This window comes from Hanstruepera marina (assembly GCF_019880635.1).
GTDB lineage: Bacteria > Bacteroidota > Bacteroidia > Flavobacteriales > Flavobacteriaceae > Hanstruepera > Hanstruepera marina.
In genome coordinates, this window is sequence record NZ_JAINVX010000001.1 from 1,196,895 (window position 1) to 1,215,000 (window position 18,106).

Here is an 18,106-nt window from a genome sequence, read left to right on the forward strand (position 1 = left end):
CAAAAACAAAAAAGCCGCTTTTATAAGCGGCTTTTTTGTTTTATAATATTAAGGATAAGCTTACAATAAACTGTTCTGGTCTGGTGTCAAGTCTTCCAATGTTAAGGTTGTTATCATTAATTATTGTAGCTTCATTATTGCTAAAACCACGCTCATAACGTAAATCAACACCAATTTTTTTCAAGCTAAAACCAACACCAATATTTAAGCCTACAGTAATATCATTTTCAATATCGCGAATATCATTATTGTCAAAATCTGAATCAATGATATATTGAAATGAAGGTCCTGCAAAAACATTTAAAAACTCTAAAAGCTTTACACCGGCCAATAGAGGTGCATCAATTTTTTGCATTTTAAATGTGCCATCAGAATAATCACTTTTAGTGCTTGTATAGACCAACTCGGGTTTGGCAAAAATAAAACCTCCAAATTTTGCAAAAACGCCAAAGTGGTAACCTACGTTTCCGTCTGGGTTTTCTGCAGCACTTAAGGCCGATTCATAATAACTACCATTGGAATTATAGTTGATTCCGCCTTTAAAACCAAATCCATTTGCAGATTGGGCATGCATGCCAATCGCCATAAAAAATGTAAAGAGACATAAATAAATAGCTTTCATAATATTCGTTTTTAAATTGATTTTGTATTAAAAACGAAATATAAGGCTAATTATTTTCTTTGCATGACTCTTTCAGCCGCAGCTTGAATGGCAGCACTATTTAATCCGTACTTGTCCATGAGCTGTGCTGGAGTTCCTGATTCACCAAATGTATCTTGTGTAGCTACAAATTCTTGAGGTGTTGGTTTATTGGTTGCTAATACTCTTGCAACACTTTCACCCAATCCACCTAAAAAGTTATGCTCTTCAGCTGTTACAATACAGCCTGTTTTAGCTACAGAATCTAGAATGGCTTTATCGTCAAGTGGTTTTATGGTATGAATATTAATAACTTCAGCAGAAATACCTTTTTCTTCTAAAGCTTTAGCAGCTTCCAATGCTTCCCAAACCAAGTGACCTGTAGCTACAATAGTAACATCGCTACCTTCATTTAAATGAACAGCTTTACCTATCTCAAATGTTTGATTTTCAGGCGTAAAATTAGCTACTTTAGGCCTGCCAAAGCGCAAATATACTGGCCCATTGTGTTCTGCAATAGCAATTGTAGCTGCTTTAGTTTGGTTATAATCACATGGATTGATAACCACCATACCAGGAAGCATTTTCATTAAGCCAATATCTTCGAGTATTTGGTGTGTGGCGCCATCTTCACCTAAAGTTAATCCTGCATGTGAAGCGCAAATTTTTACATTCTTTCCAGAATAAGCAACACTTTGACGAATTTGATCGTAAACACGACCTGTAGAGAAATTAGCAAATGTTCCTGTAAAAGGAATTTTTCCGCCTATGGTTAAGCCAGCTGCCATACCTACCATGTTAGCTTCGGCAATACCTACTTGGTAAAACCGTTCTGGGTGGTTGGCTTTAAAATCGTCCATTTTTAATGAGCCAATTAAATCGGCACACAATGCAACAACGTTTTCATTAGTTTGCCCTAATTCAGTTAATCCAGCTCCAAAACCAGAGCGTGTATCTTTACTTCCTGTATTTGTATATGTTTTCATTTTTGTTGTTGATTGCAAATTAATAATCGCCTAAAGTTTCTGGGTTTTGTGATAAACCAATTTCTAATTGTTCATCGTTTGGAGCTTTACCATGCCATGCATGTGTATGCATCATAAAGTCTACACCATTACCCATAACTGTTTTTAATAACACACAAACAGGTTTGCCTTGTCCGGTTTTAGATTTAGCTTCTGCCATACCTTTTAAAATGGACTCTATATCATTACCGTTTTCAATATCTACAACCGTCCAACCAAAGGCTTCAAATTTTGCTCTTAAACTTCCCATTGGTAATACTGTGTCTGTAGAACCGTCAATCTGCTGACCATTTAAATCAACTGTAGCGATTAAATTATCTACTTGGTTGCCGGCAGCATACATTATGGCTTCCCAATTTTGACCTTCTTGTAATTCACCATCGCCATGTAAGCTATACACTAAATGGGAATCATTATTCAATTTTTTGGCTTGTGCTGCACCAATGGCAACAGACATGCCTTGACCTAAAGAACCAGAGGCAATGCGTACACCAGGTAATCCTTCGTGTGTGGTTGGGTGCCCTTGTAATCGCGAGTTAATTAAACGAAAGGTGTTAAGTTCATCAACAGGAAAGAAGCCAGAGCGTGCTAGGACGCTGTAGTAAACTGGTGAGATATGACCATTGGATAGGAAAAATAAATCTTCGCCTATACCGTCCATATCAAAATCTGTGCTGTATTCCATGATGTCTTGATACAGTGCCACAAAAAATTCGGCACAGCCTAATGAGCCTCCAGGATGACCTGAATTTACTTTGTGAACCATTCGTAAAATGTCTCTACGAACCTGTGTTGTTAAATCTTCTAATTGTTGTGTGCTTGGCATGTTTAGGTAGTTAAAATTTCAAGGGTCAAAAATAAGTTTTTATCATAGTTTATAAAAGAAAATAATTTGTATTGTTAACAAGGTATAGCTATTGTTAATAAGTTAATTTAATTACAATTGTAATGCTTAAAATATTCAGATAATTATCTTTGCGCCTTGATAGATTACAAGTCATGAAATTCAATTTACTAGGTAACGATAAGCAAACTAAAGCAAGAGCAGGTGTTATAACAACTGACCATGGAACGATTGAGACGCCTATTTTTATGCCAGTAGGTACGGTTGCTACTGTTAAAGGTGTTCATCAACGCGAATTAAAACAAGACATTAACCCAGATATTATATTGGGTAATACCTACCATTTATATTTACGCCCTCAAACAGATATTTTAGAGCAAGCGGGTGGATTGCATAAGTTTATGAATTGGGATCGCAATATTTTAACCGATTCTGGCGGATATCAAGTATATTCCTTATCTGCTAACAGAAAAATTAAAGAAGAAGGGGTAAAGTTCAAGAGTCATATTGATGGGAGTTACCACACATTTACTCCAGAAAATGTTATGGAAATTCAGCGTACAATAGGAGCTGATATAATAATGGCTTTTGATGAGTGTACACCTTATCCATGCGATTATAATTATGCCAAGCGTTCCATGCATATGACGCATCGTTGGCTGGATAGGTGCATAAACCATTTAGAGAAAACACATTTAAAGTATGATTATGACCAGGCATTTTTTCCAATTGTTCAAGGAAGTACCTATAAAGACTTAAGACAACAATCGGCAGAATATATAGCCAATGCTGGAGCCGTTGGTAATGCAATAGGTGGTCTATCGGTTGGTGAACCTGCAGAAGAAATGTATGCTATGACCGAAGTTGTTACGGCTATTCTTCCTGAAGATAAACCACGATATCTAATGGGAGTTGGAACGCCAATTAACATTCTTGAAAATATTGCTTTAGGTATAGATATGTTTGATTGTGTTATGCCCACACGTAATGCAAGAAATGGGATGTTGTTTACAGCTCACGGAACGATTAATATTAAAAATTTAAAGTGGAAAGACGACTTTTCACCTTTGGATGAAATGGGCATTACTTTTGTAGATACTGAATATACAAAAGCTTACGTACGACATTTATTTACGGTAAATGAACTTTTGGGAAAACAGATAGCAACCATACATAATTTAGGATTCTATTTATGGTTGGTTCGTGAAGCCAGAAAACATATATTAGCAGGAGATTTTTCGACTTGGAAAGATAAAATGGTTAAGCAAATGGACAACCGTTTGTAATAAAAAATGAAGATATTAGATTGGTACATATTAAAACGGTATTTGTTCACATTTTTTATAATGTTACTATTGTTTATACCGATTGGTATAACTGTACATCTGGCAGAAAAAATTGGTAAAATTTTAGAAAACGAGGTGCCTTTTAGTGAAGTAATGCTGTACTTTTTAGATTTCACTATTTATTTTGCACACTTACTATTTCCGCTTTTTCTTTTTTTGTCGGTTATTTGGTTTACTTCAAAATTGGCTAATAATACCGAAGTTATTGCATTTTTAAGTTCTGGTGTTTCATTTTCAAGATTTTTAAGACCATACTTAATTGGTGCATTTATAGTTTCAATTTTGGCATTGGCATTAGGGCTGTATCTGGCTCCAAATGCAAGTAAAGGCTTTAATGATTTTAACTATAAATATCTAAAATCAAACAAAAGCCCTGTTGATAATCGTAATGTGTATAGACAGATTAACGATAACGATTATATATATGTCAGTAGCTTTGATGCCAAACAACAAAGTGGACAAAATTTTACATTAGAGCATTTTGAAAACAACAAAATGACTTATAAAATCAAGGCGAACTCCATTCGATTTGTAGAAAAAGATTCAACATATAAGCTTCTCTCTTACCTTAAAAGAACTATTGGTGAAGATGGTGATATTTTAGAGTATACCAGACGGAAAGATACTGTGTTTCCGTTTGATTTAGAAGATTTAACTCCAGTTGAATATATAGCCGAAACTTTACCGTATGGTGAACTAAATAGGTTTATTGAGAAAGAGGAAAAACGAGGATCTTCAAATATTAGCCGTTATAAATTGGTTCAATATAGAAAATGGAGTTTGCCGGTTTCTGTCTTTATACTTACTATTATTGCTGTTGCAGTTTCTTCAATAAAAAGACGTGGCGGAATGGGTGTCAACCTTGCGTTTGGTATTTGTATCGCTATGGTTTTTGTGTTTTTCGACAAAATTTTTGGAGTTTTAGCTGCGCAATCTGATTTTCCTCCTTTAGTTGCAGTATGGTTTCCTAATGTTTTATTCGGTATTTTAGCAGCATATTTGCTTTACAATGCAAAACGCTAAATTAAAGAATTACCTACATCTTCATGTATTGGTTTTTATTGCTGGATTTACAGCAATATTAGGTCAGTTAATTACTATAGATGCTATTCCTTTGGTGTGGTATCGCATGCTTTTTGCTTTGGTTTTTATGGCCTTATATATTATGTTTTCTAAAGCAAGAATTAGAATTTCTATTCGGTCTATTTTAAAGTTAAGTTTTGCAGGCATCATTATTGCTCTGCACTGGATTACATTTTTTGCATCAATAAAAGAGTCTAACGTATCTATTGCTTTAGCTATGTTCTCAACTGGTGCTTTTTTCGCGTCATTAATTGAACCATTAATTTATAAGCGTAGGATTATTTGGTATGAAATTATTTTTGGAATTATTGTAATAATAGGAGTATATATCATTACCCAAAGTGAGTTAGAATATCTTTTAGGCATCGTTTTAGGGATTATTTCAGCCTTTTTATCATCATTTTTTGCAGTTTTAAATGGTAAATTTTTAGAGCAGCATACGGCTACAGTTATCTCGTTTTACGAGTTTATAAGTGGAGTGGCATTTATCAGTCTGTACTTGCTGTTTTCCAATTCAGGATTTAATACAGATTTCTTTATTCTGCACGTTTCCGATATTGTTTACCTTTTAATTTTAGCATCAGTTTGTACAGCCTATGCTTTTATTGCCTCGGTTTATGTTATGCGTTATATAAGTCCTTACACTGTAGTGTTAACTTATAATTTAGAGCCGGTTTACGGAATTATTTTGGCTATTATTATTTTTCCTGAAAAAGAAAATATGAGTTTTAATTTTTATGTTGGAGCTATAATCGTTATTAGTGTGGTAATGCTTAACGGGATTTTAAAAAACTCAAAAAAGCTAAAAAGAAATCCAGCTTAATATTTTAAGACAATTAAAGTTTTTATATTTGTACACTAACTAAATTTAATAACAAATTTCTATGGAATATTTAGAATTTGAACTTCCGATAAAAGAACTTGAAGAGCAATTGCAAAAATGTCAAGTTATAGGCGAGGAGAGTGATGTTGATGTTACGGAAACTTGCAAACAAATTGAAAAGAAATTAGTAGCGACTAAAAAAGATATATACAAAAACCTAACGCCTTGGCAGCGTGTGCAAATGTCACGTCATCCAAGTAGACCTTATACTTTAGATTATATAAAAGCCTTATGTGGCGATTCATTTTTAGAATTACATGGCGATAGAAATGTAAAGGACGATAAGGCTATGATTGGTGGTTTAGGTAAGATTGGCGACCAAAGTTTTATGATAGTTGGTCAACAAAAAGGATATAATACAAAAACCAGACAGTACCGTAATTTTGGAATGGCCAACCCAGAAGGATACCGAAAAGCACTGCGCTTAATGAAGTCTGCTGAAAAATTTGGAATTCCTGTAATAACCTTAATTGATACTCCGGGAGCTTATCCTGGTTTGGAAGCTGAAGAACGCGGACAAGGCGAGGCTATTGCAAGAAACATTCTTGAAATGACGCGTTTAAAAGTGCCAATTATTACCATAATTATTGGAGAAGGAGCATCTGGAGGCGCTTTAGGTATTGGAGTAGGGGATAAAGTATTGATGCTTGAAAACACATGGTATTCGGTTATTTCACCAGAATCGTGTTCATCAATTTTATGGCGTAGCTGGGAATACAAAGAACAAGCCGCTGATGCTTTAAAATTAACTGCTGGTGACATGAAAAAAATGAAACTAGTGGACCAAATTATTAAAGAACCATTAGGTGGAGCACATAGCGATAGAGAAAAGACGTTTTTAGCTGTTCGCGACGCCATTTTAAAAACTCATGAAGAGCTAAAAAACTTATCACCAAAAGATTTAGTTAATAATCGCATGGATAAGTATTTAGATATGGGGGTTTTTAAAGGATAACTACCTAATAATCATAGAAACTTAAAATCTGGAATGGCAAGTTTCAGATTTTTTTATGCTTATCAACAATATTTTTAACTTATTAACAGTTAGTTTGTTAACTTATGGTTAACAATGAAGGACTAACAATACTAAAAAAATAACATTGTTTTATTTACTTTCGTCTGCATGAAACAACCTAACCAAATAAAAGGCTACCAAGTCGATAAAAGCACGATAATAAATCTAGAAAAAGGAAAAATACCACCACAAGCTATTGATTTAGAAGAGGTTGTGCTTGGTGCTATGATGATTGACAAAAAAGGCGTTGATGAGGTTATCGATATTTTAAGCCCTGAAGCTTTTTACAAGGAAGCACATCAGCATATATTTGAAGCGGTTTTTCAATTGTTCGAAAATAGTGAACCTATTGACTTATTAACCGTTTCAAGCCAGTTAAAGAAAAACTTGAAGTTGGATTTGGTTGGTGGTGATTTTTATCTCATTTCTTTAACCCAAAAAGTATCGTCTTCTGCACATATTGAGTTCCATGCAAGAATTATTTTGCAAAAATATATTCAGCGTAGTCTTATAAAAATTTCATCGGAAATTATTGAAGACTCCTACGATGAAACTCAAGATGTTTTTGATTTATTGGATAAAGCTGAAGCAAAACTGTATGAGGTTACACAAGGAAATATTAAGAAGTCCAGTGAAACTGCCCAAAGTTTGGTAATTCAAGCTAAAAAGAAAATTGAAGAAATTTCAAATAAAGAGGGCTTAAGTGGTATTCCAACAGGCTTTTCAAAGTTAGATAAACTAACTTCTGGATGGCAGGATTCCGATCTAATTATTGTTGCTGCTCGTCCTGGTATGGGTAAAACGGCTTTAACATTATCAATGGCTAGAAATATTGCTGTTGACCAAAATATTCCGGTAGCATTTTTCTCTTTAGAGATGGCCTCTGTGCAGTTAATTACACGTTTGATCTCTAGTGAAACAGGTCTGTCTTCAGAAAAATTAAGAACAGGTAAACTAGAGAAGCACGAGTGGGAACAGTTAAACGTAAAGGTGAAAGGATTAGAAAAGGCACCTTTGTTTATTGATGATACACCCTCGTTATCCATTTTCGACTTAAGAGCCAAGGCAAGACGTTTAGCTTCACAACATGGTATCCGATTGATAATAATTGATTACTTGCAATTAATGACAGCAGGTGGAAGTCAAAAAGGAGGTAACCGTGAACAAGAAATATCAACTATTTCCAGAAACCTGAAAGCTTTAGCAAAAGAATTAAGTGTTCCTGTAATAGCCTTATCACAGTTATCACGTGCTGTGGAAACACGAGGAGGCAGTAAGCGTCCTTTACTTTCAGACTTACGTGAATCAGGAGCGATAGAGCAGGATGCCGATATTGTAAGTTTCATCTACAGACCTGAATATTATAAAATTGATGAATGGGACGATGAAGAGCGATCACCTACTGAAGGTCAAGCGGAATTTATAGTAGCAAAACACAGAAATGGTGGACTAGATAATATTCGGTTAAAATTTATTGGGCATTTAGGTAAGTTTGATAATTTAGATGATTTTGATTCACCTTTTGACCAGGAGTTCCATTCTAAAATGAATGCAGCAGCAAACGATAATACGTTTAAGCCTGATAATTTCCCCAGTCCAGATGATGCTTTTGGTTCTCCTGATGATAATGATGTTCCATTCTAAACTTTTATAATAAAGTTTCAAAACCCTACTATGAACGAGCGACGCACTACCAATATTTTGTTACTAATTATTGTAATTCCGTTAGTTTTTTACTTATTAAAAATATTGGGCTTTATTTTTATACCTCTTATTTTTTCCATGTTTATTGCTTTGCTGTTTTTACCGCTAATGCGTTGGTTAGGAAAAAAAAACGTACCTAAAGCGGCTAGCATAATTATAGTGGTTTTAATTATAGCGGGTGGATTAAAAATTGGGGCAGAATTAGTTCAAATATCAAGCCGTGAAGTTTTGAATTCTGAAACTGATTTTTTTGTAAAGGCTGAAGAAAAATTTGACATGTTGCTGCTTACCGCTCAAGAAACATTTGGTTTTCAAATAGAAGACAAACAAAGTGTTTTAAAAGAATTTGTTCATACAGAAAATATTAGTGTAACCATAGATTTTGTTAGAAGAACCACGACCATGATTTTAATGACTGCTTTTTTTGTGGTACTTTGGTTAGCAGAATCCATCAATATACAAAAGGTTTTAAATACCATAGTTTTAAAGCAAAAACACACTTCTGTAAAAACCTTTGTTAAGATTGAAAAAGATCTTATAACATTTATAAAGGTTAAGTTTTTGGTAAGTGCGGCAACAGGAATAGGAACAGGCTTGGCTTGTTACTTTTTTGATGTAAGTTTTCCTATATTTTGGGGACTTTTTGCGTTCCTGATTAATTTTGTGCAAATGGTTGGTTCTATAATAACGGTAGTGTTGTTGTCAGTATTTGCATTTATTGAGTTAGACCCAACAAGTACTTTATTCTTTTTTATTGTTACCATAACGGGTGTTCAGGTGTTGTTTGGTAGCATTTTGGAACCTATTTTTATGGGGAAATCATTTTCATTAAACGTTATCACAGTATTGGTTATGCTTATGCTCTGGGGTTACATTTGGGGAGTTCCTGGATTAATCATGTCGATACCTATTACTGTATTTATTAAAATCATGTTAGAACAATTTCCTAATACAAAGGTTATTGCCAATTTATTATCAGGTAAACATTAGTGTTTTACTTGGTTAAAATTATTTTAAAAGCAGTATGAAGGGGTATTTTTTCAGTATATTTCACCTATGAAAAAGTTAAGCCTCATAGTTTTCTTATTGGTATCACTAAATACTTTTGCGTCTTACATACTTATTCCTATGGATGCCGAAGGCCAACAAAATCATTTAAAGGCTTATGGGATTACCTATTGGACTCTTCAACAGCAACTAAAAGTAAAATGGCTTTTAAATTATAGAGGAGGTTCATTCTTATTGCCAGATTCCGAACGTATTCAACGCGAATGTCAGATAAGAGGTGTATCGTTTGAAGTGTTGTCCAATGCTAGAGCAGAGTCTATTTTAGAGGAAATTAGCAGTCCAAGCAAGAACATGGAAGCGGTAGTCTTAGAAAAAGCACCAAAAATAGCAGTTTATACTCCCAAAGGTAAATTACCATGGGATGATGCAGTAACTATGGTTTTAACCTATGCTGAAATTCCTTATGAAACGGTTTATGATGAAGAGGTTTTAAATGATGGTTTGTTGTTATTTGATTGGTTGCATTTGCACCATGAAGATTTTACAGGTCAATATGGAAAGTTTTATGGTAATTATAGAACTGCGGCTTGGTATATTGAAGAAAAGAAAGAAGCTGAAGCATTGGCTACGCGATTGGGATACGGGAAAGTTTCTGAAGAAAAATTAGCTGTATCAAAAAAAATACGGGATTATGTTATTGGAGGCGGATTTATGTTTGCCATGTGTAGTGCGACAGATAGTTTTGATATAGCTATATCTGCTGAAGGTGTAGATATTTGTGAACCGATGTTTGATGGCGATCCTAGTGAACCTAATTATCAATCCAAAATAGATTATAGCAAAACTTTTGCTTTTAAAGATTTTACGCTAGAGCGCAACCCATTGGTTTATGAATTTTCTTCAATTGATATGACCCAAAAACGTAGAATACCTAAAATGACCGACTATTTTACATTAATGGATTTTTCAGCAAAATGGGATCCTATTCCAACTATGTTATGTCAAAATCACACTGCTTTAGTTAAAGGGTTTATGGGGCAAACAACCTCTTTTACTAGAAATGAAATTAAATCGAATGTTCTTGTTCTAGGTGAAAACCGAACTAATGGTGAAGCCAAATATATTCATGGAATTAAAGGGAAAGGCTTTTTTACTTTTTATGGTGGCCACGATCCTGAAGATTATACACATAGGGTTGGTGATCCAAAAACTGAATTGGAATTATACCCAACATCACCTGGTTATCGCTTAATTTTGAATAACGTATTATTTCCTGCCGCTAGAAAGAAAAAACAAAAAACCTAAAGTAATCCAGCGCCTAGCGCAATAGAAATAGTAATTAATAACCCAGCAACTACTTTTTGAATAAATTCAAGGGTTACTTTTTTTAACAGTCTATTCCCAAAATAAGCACCAATTATGGCAGATATAGTGGCGCATAGTATAAGCGGGATGTTGTTATTTAATCCTGATTCCAAAAACCGTGTCGAATACATTGAAATCCTCGTGAAGTCAACAAAAGCTGATATTACAACTGCTGAACCTATAAACGCTTCCTTGGTTAAACCTGCATTAATTAAGAAAGCGCTCCTTAAAGCCCCTTGATGTCCAGAAAGGCCACCGAAAAACCCGCTTAAAAAACCACCAATAGGGAGATGTTTTTTTTTGAAATTCAATTTCTTTAAAAAGGGGAGTAATTCTATAATGGCAAAAACGATCAGAAGAGCTGCTATGATTAATTTTACAGGTGTTATTGTAAACTCCTTATTGTTAATTGTGTATTTGTAAAGTGGTGTTAAATCTGTTATGTTTATCAATAAATAGGCACCTAAAAAGGATGCAATAACTGCTGGAATACCAAAGTAAATAAGAACATGCTTTTTAGCATTTTTACCCACCAAAAAAAGCTTGTAAATATTATTGAAAAAGTGAACTACTCCTGTAAGTGCAATTGCTATTTCAACGGGAAAGAATATTGAAAATGCTGGTAGTAAAATAGTTCCTAATCCAAATCCGGAAAAGAACGTTAAAATTGAAGCAATAAATGCAACTAAACAAATTATTGCATATTCCATTAGTAATAGTTTTGAATTAGTAAAGTCAATTAAAAACTTTAGTTCTTTAATACATGACAGCTACACATGGGACGTGTAAAACTTTGGCTTTCTTCGTGCCAAGGAAATGCTTGGTTATATTTTGTATTCTCCCAATAAAATAATGATCTTTCTTTTGGCTCATTTCCTATTTCATTCATGGTTTCGGTATCATATAATCTCCCATTAATCATAGTATATTTTACACTTTCGGAATTACGAATATCTTCAAGAGGGTTTTTGTCTAAAACAATTAAATCAGCAAGCTTACCAACTTCAAGCGTGCCGACATCATTTGAAATACCTATATATTCAGCGCCATTTATCGTGGCAGCTTTCAAAGCTTCATGATTACTCATACCTCCTTGCTGAAGCAACCATAACTCCCAATGAGCACCAAGTCCTTGTAATTGTCCATGCGCACCTAAATTGACTTTTACACCAGCATCACTTAAAGTTTTTACAGTTTTAGATACTAAAATGTGTCCGTTTTCATATTCTTCTTCCGGTATCATTAAACGATGTCGAGATCGAGAGTCAACAAAAGCTCTTGGCATGTATTTTAATAGTTTTTCATTTTCCCAAACATTAGTATTTTCATACCAATAAAATTCACCATTTATACCTCCATAGTTTACAATTAGAGTTGGTGTATAACCAACATTGCTATTGCCCCAAAGTTCTAAAACATCTTTATAAACAGGAGCAACAGGAATGTTGTGTTCAATACCGGTATGGCCATCCATAACCATTGATATATTATGATAGAAAGTAGAACCTCCTTCTGGTACAACAAAAATACCTTCCTCTCTAGCAGCTTGTAAAACTTGCTGTCTCTGATTTCTACGCGGTTGATTATAACTTTTAACAGAAGTTGCACCAAAGGCTTTGGTACGTTTAATAGAAAAACGAGCATCATCAAGATTGTTAATTACAGCCTTGAAATCACCATCGGCACCATAGAGAATATGACCAGTAGAGTAAATTCGAGGACTAACCATAAGACCACTTTTTTGTAGTTCAGCCAAAGAAAAAATAGCTTGCGTATTAGCGGACGGGTCATGCGAAGTTGTTACGCCAAAGGCTAAATTGGCGTATAACTGCCAATGCTTTTGCGTTGTGAGCCCCGAGCGAAAACCACCAACATGGGCATGGACATCTACAATACCTGGCATTATTGTTTTACCTGAAGCATCGTACACTTTAGCATTTTCAGGGATTTTTATATCTGAAGTTTCACCTATTGATTCAATCTTATTTTGATTAATAACTAGAGTTCCATTTTCTATTACTTCGTTACCATTCATCGTAATAATTCTAGCATTAGTAAATACAATTCTACCTTTAGGTTTATCGGTATTCACTTCTAATACAATTTTAGCAGTAGGCTTTGTTGTAGAATTTTTGTCCGAAGAGGTATTGGCGGTAAAATAATCATTACCAAGAGTCCAATGTAATGTTTGACTATTGCTTGACCAATGAAGATTGATTCCAGCTTCTTCAGTTAATTGTGTTACTGGAATAGATTTGGTTTTATTAGTTAAATCAATAGTGGAGCCAACTTTTGGCATTGGGGCTAAATAAATTTTAAATAAATGAATAAACGCAATCCAATTGCCATCAGGGCTTGGAACTAATCGATTTCCATGCGAAGATTTAACTAACGTTTTTTTATCATTTCCAGTTAAATCTATGCTGTTTAGTTCTTTAGTTATTGATCCTCCAAAAGTGCCGCCTTGCTGATAAACTATGCGCTTATTATCATAAGAAAACTGTGCATAGTCTCCCTGATTAATTAAGAATTGATTATCAGAACCATCTGAATTCATTATATATAAGCCGCTTTCTTTTGTGAAAGTTCGACCTTGATCACTATTTCCACTTTCTTTTCTGTATACTATTTTTTTTCCATCATTAGAAAAAGCAGGATTTCTATAAATGCCTTTCTTTGTTGTTAATTTAGATGGTGTTCCACCACTTGAAGATACTGTATTTATACTACCCAGATTTTCATCATTCCAGGTTACATAAACTATTTTATTACCATCTTGAGAAAAAGCAGGTTCAAATTCAAAATCTTGTTCTTGCGTTAATCGTTTTGGTTTTCCATTAGGAAGTTTCATGGTGTAAATATGACCAAGAGCATGAAAGACTATGCTTTTTCCATCAGGAGCGGTTTTTACCTGCCTTATTATTTTGGCATTAAATTTTTCGGGAGAAACAGGTGTGTCAAACTCCAAAGCTTTTGCAATTTTTATGTTTGCGTTGACTATAAAAGGAATACTGCTTACTTGTAAGGTGTTGATGTTTATTTTATTAATTTTCCCCTCGGACCAAAATACTATATTCTTGTCATCTGGTGTCCAACTAAAATTGGTATACACACCAAAAATAGCCCATGCTTCCTGTTGATCTTTGTTTAAGCTGTCATAAATAGGCCATTCTTCATCTGTATCTAGATCATGGACATATAAAACTGTTTTGGTTCTAACACGTTTAATAAAAGCCATTTTTTTTCCATCATGCGAGATTTGAGGTCTAGCTGCCCCACCTGGTCCTCCAGTTATACGTTCTATTTTGCCTGTTTCAAAATCATAACGGTTAATGGCATATATTTGACTGTTGGGGTCTTTATTGTATTGAAAAAAACCACCAGGATATACATCTTCACTATAGTACAAATAACGACCGTCAGGAGAAATTGTCGGTTCATTAACATCTTGCTGATCGTTTTTGCGAGTTGTTAATTTAAGGCCGCTACCACCAGATACATGGTACATCCACATTTCTCCTGCACCTAACGATCTAGTGGAGGAGAAATGTTTTCTCGCTATAAGATAGTTGCCATTTGGAGTCCAAATAGCATTATTTAAGAGTCTGAAATCTTCTTTAGTAATTTGTTTTGCATTACTACCATCAGTATTCATGGTCCAAATATTATCTCCACCACCTGCATCACTTGTGAAGGAAATTGTTTTCCCATCAGGACTAAAACGCGGTTGAATTTCGAACGCAAGGCCTTCTCTCAATACTTTTGCCTCACCACCATTGATACTCATAATGTAAATGTCACCCAATAAGTCAAAGACAATTTGACTACCATCTGGGCTGATATCTAAATTCATCCATGTACCTTCGTCTGTTGAAATTTTTAAATTCTTGAAATCCCAATTACCTTCAGGGTTATTTACATCCCAAGTTTTTTTTTCTGAATCATTTTCTTTTTGTGCAATGACACTGAAGTTGAGTAATAGAGCTATTACAAAAATGGATAGTTTTAAAAAAGACATTTTGGTGGATTTTAATTTGATAGTAAGATAATTTAAAATATTGATTTAAAGAATATTAAAATTTAATATAAAAAAACCGACTCAATTGAGTCGGTTTTTATAAGCGAAATATGTTTTACAATAGGCGAAACGCCTTACTTTACTTTATTTACTATTGCCGCAAATGCTTCTGGGTTGTTCATAGCTAAATCGGCTAAAACCTTACGGTTTAATTCGATATTGTTAGCTTTTAATTTACCCATAAATTGCGAATAAGACATACCATGTTGTCTGGCACCAGCGTTAATACGCGTAATCCATAAAGCACGGAATGTTCTCTTTTTGTTTCTACGGTCTCTGTACGAATATTGCATCGCTTTATCAACCGCATTTTTTGCTACTGTCCAAACGTTCTTACGACGTCCGAAGTAACCTTTTGCTTGTTTAAGAACCTTTTTTCTTCTGGCTCTTTTTGCTACAGAATTTACTGATCTTGGCATAATTTTAATTGTTTTTTGTAGTAGGCGATTGTTTCCAATACTTTAAATGAGCCTAACTCCAGGGTTTATAAATAATTTAACCGAACAATATTACTTTAAACGTAATTGTTCCTTAATGCTGTTAGCATCATTTTCATGTACCAAAGTACTATGAGTCAATGCTAACTTACGCTTTTTAGACTTCTTTGTTAAGATGTGACTTTTAAAAGCGTGCTTTCTTTTAATCTTTCCAGTACCAGTGATTTTAAATCGCTTTTTAGCACTAGATTTCGTTTTCATTTTAGGCATCTTTCTTCCTAGTTTAATTTACTTCGCTTATTATTTTAAACCTGAACGATTCAGGGTTTTATTTCGTCTTTTTGGGAGCAATAAACATGGTCATACGTTTACCTTCTAATTTTGGCATTTGCTCCACTTTTCCAATCTCTTCTAAATCTTGAGCTAAACGCAACAATAAAATTTGCCCCTGCTCTTTAAAAACAATTGAACGCCCTTTAAAAAATACAAAGGCTTTTAATTTAGCGCCTTCTTTTAAAAACTTTTCAGCATGCTTCTTTTTAAATTCGTAATCATGATCATCGGTTTGTGGTCCAAAGCGAATCTCTTTAACAACTACTTTTGAAGCTTTTGCTTTTAATGCTTTTTCACGCTTCTTTTGTTCATAAAGAAACTTTTTATAATCCATTACTTTACATACAGGAGGATCTGCTTTAGGTGATATTTCTACAAGGTCTAATCCTTGGTCATCAGCAATGGCTAATGCTTGTTTTGTTGTGTAGATACCTACTTCAACATTATCACCTACTAGGCGTATTTTTTCTGCTCTAATTTTAGAGTTAATTCTGTGTTGATCTTCCTGATTTACTCGCCTTGGAGCTTGTTTTCTTCTACGTATTGCTATGGCTTTATAATTTTAGTTTAACTTTATTTTAAAATTGTTTTAAATTCTTGTTTATTTCGTTTGCAACAATTTGTGAAAATTTTTCTACACTTATCATGCCAAGATCTTCACCACCATGTTGACGAACAGATATCATGTTTTCCTGTTCTTCATTCTCACCAACAATAACCATATACGGGATTTTTTTCATTTCGGCCTCCCGAATTTTTTTACCCATAGTCTCGTTCCTATTGTCAATTAGGGCGCGAATTTCGTGATTTTCCAACAAATTTAAAACTTTTTTGGCGTATTTTTCATATTTCTCACTAATTGATAACACGATAACCTGATCAGGAACAAGCCATAAAGGGAAATTTCCTGCAGTATGCTCTAGTAAAATAGCTACAAAACGTTCCATACTCCCAAAAGGTGCTCTATGTATCATTACTGGGCGGTGTAACTCATTGTCACTGCCTTTGTAAGTTAATTCGAAACGTTCGGGTAAATTATAATCTACTTGTATGGTACCTAGTTGCCATTGTCTGCCCAAAGCGTCTTTCACCATAAAATCTAATTTAGGGCCATAAAAGGCTGCTTCGCCAGTTTCTACTATATAGTTAAGTCCTTTGTCTTTAGCTGCATTTAAAATGGCAGCTTCAGCTTTTTCCCAATTCTCATCACTACCTATATATTTATCAGGGTTTTCAGGATCTCTTAACGATACTTGTGCTGTGAAATTTTCAAAACCAAGCGAACCAAAAACGTACAATACTAAATCAATAACATTTTTAAATTCTTCGTCCAATTGATCTGGTGTACAGAATAAATGGGCATCGTCTTGAGTAAACCCTCGTACTCTTGTTAAGCCATGTAGTTCGCCACTTTGCTCATATCTATAGACTGTCCCAAATTCAGCAAAGCGTTTAGGTAAATCTTTATAGGACCATTGGCTGTTTTTATATATTTCACAATGATGTGGACAGTTCATGGGCTTCAATAAAAACTCTTCGTCTTCTTTGGGCGTGTGTATAGGTTGAAAACTATCTTCACCATATTTAGCATAGTGGCCTGACGTTACATAGAGTTCCTTTTGACCAATATGAGGCGTGACAACCATTTCATATCCTGCTTTCTTTTGCGCATTTTTCAAGAAGTTCTCAAGGCGTTCCCTTAATGCAGCCCCTTTTGGAAGCCATAATGGTAATCCTTGACCAACTTTTTGAGAGAATGTGAATAAATCGAGTTCTTTGCCTAATTTTCTGTGATCTCTTTTTTTAGCTTCTTCAAGCAATTCTAAATAAGCGGTTAATTCTTTTTGCTTTGGAAACGAAATGCCATATACACGAGTTAACTGTTTGTTGTTTTCGTCGCCTTTCCAATAAGCACCAGCTACACTTAATATTTTTACTGCTTTGACAGTTCCAGTATTTGGAATATGCCCGCCACGGCATAAATCTGTAAAAGTTGAGTGGTCGCAAAATGTAATGGTACCATCCTCTAGGTTGTCAATTAAATCAACTTTATATTCATTTTTACCTTTGTAATAAGATAATGCTTCTTCTTTAGTGACTGAACGCATATTGAATTCATGCTTCCCACGGGCTATCTCAAGCATTTTGCTTTCAATGGTTTTGAAGTCTTTTTCCGAAATAGTGTCATCCCCTAAATCAATGTCATAATAAAACCCATTTTCAATTGCTGGTCCAACCCAAAGTTTTGCAGAAGGATATAATTCCTCAATGGCTTGAGCTAATATGTGTGCGGAGGAATGCCAGAAAGCTTTTTTGCCTTCATCGTCATTCCATGTATATAATAT

16 protein-coding genes (1 of these 16 running past the window's edge) are annotated in these 18,106 nt (G+C 34.4%); 7 read left to right on the forward strand and 9 right to left on the reverse strand.

Annotated features, from left to right (window positions below; translation table 11 throughout):
• Nucleotides 1-40: 40 nt before the first annotated feature.
• From K7G76_RS05620 to K7G76_RS05630, 3 genes are read right to left on the reverse strand one after another with little or no spacing between them, the layout of a single operon-like run.
• Nucleotides 41-622 (reverse strand): outer membrane beta-barrel protein, encoded by a 582-nt coding sequence (locus K7G76_RS05620; RefSeq protein ID WP_223033195.1) that lies wholly within the window; start codon nt 620-622, stop codon nt 41-43.
• A gap of 50 nt (nt 623-672) precedes the next feature.
• Nucleotides 673-1,626 (reverse strand): transketolase family protein, encoded by a 954-nt coding sequence (locus tag K7G76_RS05625; RefSeq protein ID WP_223033196.1) that lies wholly within the window; start codon nt 1,624-1,626, stop codon nt 673-675.
• A gap of 19 nt (nt 1,627-1,645) precedes the next feature.
• Entirely contained in the window at nt 1,646-2,491 is an 846-nt protein-coding gene (locus K7G76_RS05630; protein ID WP_223033197.1) for a transketolase, read from the reverse strand.
• 173 nt (nt 2,492-2,664) lie between these two features.
• On the opposite strand from K7G76_RS05630, the gene tgt reads away from it, so the two are divergent.
• The 7 genes from tgt to K7G76_RS05665 all read left to right on the forward strand — a co-directional run bounded on the left by tgt (nt 2,665) and on the right by K7G76_RS05665 (nt 10,853).
• Nucleotides 2,665-3,795 carry a tRNA guanosine(34) transglycosylase Tgt gene (gene tgt / locus K7G76_RS05635; protein ID WP_223033198.1) on the forward strand — a complete coding sequence of 377 codons (1,131 nt, stop codon included), beginning with the start codon at nt 2,665-2,667 and terminating at the stop codon, nt 3,793-3,795.
• Nucleotides 3,796-3,801: 6 nt separating this feature from the next.
• Nucleotides 3,802-4,878: an LptF/LptG family permease gene (locus K7G76_RS05640; protein WP_223033199.1), complete on the forward strand. Its 1,077-nt coding sequence runs from the start codon at nt 3,802-3,804 to the stop codon at nt 4,876-4,878.
• On the forward strand, nt 4,865-5,761 hold the full coding sequence (locus tag K7G76_RS05645) for a DMT family transporter (RefSeq protein WP_223033200.1): 897 nt from the start codon (nt 4,865-4,867) through the stop codon (nt 5,759-5,761). The genes K7G76_RS05640 and K7G76_RS05645 overlap by 14 nt, the downstream gene beginning before the upstream one ends.
• A gap of 61 nt (nt 5,762-5,822) precedes the next feature.
• Nucleotides 5,823-6,776 carry an acetyl-CoA carboxylase carboxyltransferase subunit alpha gene (locus K7G76_RS05650; RefSeq protein WP_223033201.1) on the forward strand — a complete coding sequence of 318 codons (954 nt, stop codon included), beginning with the start codon at nt 5,823-5,825 and terminating at the stop codon, nt 6,774-6,776.
• 168 nt (nt 6,777-6,944) lie between these two features.
• The gene (dnaB, locus tag K7G76_RS05655; RefSeq protein WP_223033202.1) at nt 6,945-8,480 is read left to right on the forward strand and encodes a replicative DNA helicase; all 1,536 of its coding nucleotides are present in this window, start codon (nt 6,945-6,947) and stop codon (nt 8,478-8,480) included.
• Between the two features lie 30 nt (nt 8,481-8,510).
• On the forward strand, nt 8,511-9,530 hold the full coding sequence (locus tag K7G76_RS05660; protein WP_223033203.1) for an AI-2E family transporter: 1,020 nt from the start codon (nt 8,511-8,513) through the stop codon (nt 9,528-9,530).
• A gap of 138 nt (nt 9,531-9,668) precedes the next feature.
• Complete coding sequence (locus K7G76_RS05665; protein WP_407927976.1) at nt 9,669-10,853, forward strand: asparagine synthetase B; 1,185 nt, start codon at nt 9,669-9,671, stop codon at nt 10,851-10,853.
• On the opposite strand, the gene K7G76_RS05670 is transcribed toward K7G76_RS05665, so the two are convergent.
• From K7G76_RS05670 to thrS, 6 genes are all read right to left on the reverse strand, one after another.
• A complete protein-coding gene (locus K7G76_RS05670) occupies nt 10,850-11,623 on the reverse strand; it encodes a sulfite exporter TauE/SafE family protein (RefSeq protein WP_223033205.1) in 774 nt (257 codons plus the stop codon). The genes K7G76_RS05665 and K7G76_RS05670 overlap by 4 nt on opposite strands.
• 38 nt (nt 11,624-11,661) lie before the next feature.
• The gene (locus K7G76_RS05675) at nt 11,662-14,931 is read right to left on the reverse strand and encodes an amidohydrolase family protein (protein WP_223033206.1); all 3,270 of its coding nucleotides are present in this window, start codon (nt 14,929-14,931) and stop codon (nt 11,662-11,664) included.
• Between the two features lie 134 nt (nt 14,932-15,065).
• Entirely contained in the window at nt 15,066-15,410 is a 345-nt protein-coding gene (rplT, locus tag K7G76_RS05680; RefSeq protein WP_104736347.1) for a 50S ribosomal protein L20, read from the reverse strand.
• Nucleotides 15,411-15,500: 90 nt separating this feature from the next.
• Nucleotides 15,501-15,698, reverse strand: a complete 198-nt coding sequence (gene rpmI / locus K7G76_RS05685; RefSeq protein ID WP_223033207.1) for a 50S ribosomal protein L35 — start codon at nt 15,696-15,698, stop codon at nt 15,501-15,503.
• Between the two features lie 58 nt (nt 15,699-15,756).
• A complete protein-coding gene (infC, locus tag K7G76_RS05690; protein ID WP_369412191.1) occupies nt 15,757-16,311 on the reverse strand; it encodes a translation initiation factor IF-3 in 555 nt (184 codons plus the stop codon).
• Between the two features lie 28 nt (nt 16,312-16,339).
• A protein-coding gene (thrS, locus tag K7G76_RS05695; RefSeq protein WP_223033611.1) for a threonine--tRNA ligase crosses the window boundary here: on the reverse strand, nt 16,340-18,106 show its 3' portion. 171 nt of this gene lie beyond the right edge of the window; only the last 1,767 of its 1,938 coding nucleotides appear in the window; its start codon lies off the right edge, out of view; it ends in the stop codon at nt 16,340-16,342.

Excerpts from the sequence above, each read along its gene's own strand:
- K7G76_RS05620 (WP_223033195.1), bottom strand. The coding sequence starts at position 622 with ATGAAAGCTATTTATTTATGTCTCTTTACATTTTTTATGGCGATTGGC.
- K7G76_RS05625 (WP_223033196.1), bottom strand. The coding sequence starts at position 1,626 with ATGAAAACATATACAAATACAGGAAGTAAAGATACACGCTCTGGTTTT.
- K7G76_RS05630 (WP_223033197.1), bottom strand. The coding sequence starts at position 2,491 with ATGCCAAGCACACAACAATTAGAAGATTTAACAACACAGGTTCGTAGA.
- tgt (WP_223033198.1), top strand. The coding sequence starts at position 2,665 with ATGAAATTCAATTTACTAGGTAACGATAAGCAAACTAAAGCAAGAGCA.
- K7G76_RS05640 (WP_223033199.1), top strand. The coding sequence starts at position 3,802 with ATGAAGATATTAGATTGGTACATATTAAAACGGTATTTGTTCACATTT.
- K7G76_RS05645 (WP_223033200.1), top strand. The coding sequence starts at position 4,865 with ATGCAAAACGCTAAATTAAAGAATTACCTACATCTTCATGTATTGGTT.
- K7G76_RS05650 (WP_223033201.1), top strand. The coding sequence starts at position 5,823 with ATGGAATATTTAGAATTTGAACTTCCGATAAAAGAACTTGAAGAGCAA.
- dnaB (WP_223033202.1), top strand. The coding sequence starts at position 6,945 with ATGAAACAACCTAACCAAATAAAAGGCTACCAAGTCGATAAAAGCACG.
- K7G76_RS05660 (WP_223033203.1), top strand. The coding sequence starts at position 8,511 with ATGAACGAGCGACGCACTACCAATATTTTGTTACTAATTATTGTAATT.
- K7G76_RS05665 (WP_407927976.1), top strand. The coding sequence starts at position 9,669 with ATGGATGCCGAAGGCCAACAAAATCATTTAAAGGCTTATGGGATTACC.
- K7G76_RS05670 (WP_223033205.1), bottom strand. The coding sequence starts at position 11,623 with ATGGAATATGCAATAATTTGTTTAGTTGCATTTATTGCTTCAATTTTA.
- K7G76_RS05675 (WP_223033206.1), bottom strand. The coding sequence starts at position 14,931 with ATGTCTTTTTTAAAACTATCCATTTTTGTAATAGCTCTATTACTCAAC.
- rplT (WP_104736347.1), bottom strand. The coding sequence starts at position 15,410 with ATGCCAAGATCAGTAAATTCTGTAGCAAAAAGAGCCAGAAGAAAAAAG.
- rpmI (WP_223033207.1), bottom strand. The coding sequence starts at position 15,698 with ATGCCTAAAATGAAAACGAAATCTAGTGCTAAAAAGCGATTTAAAATC.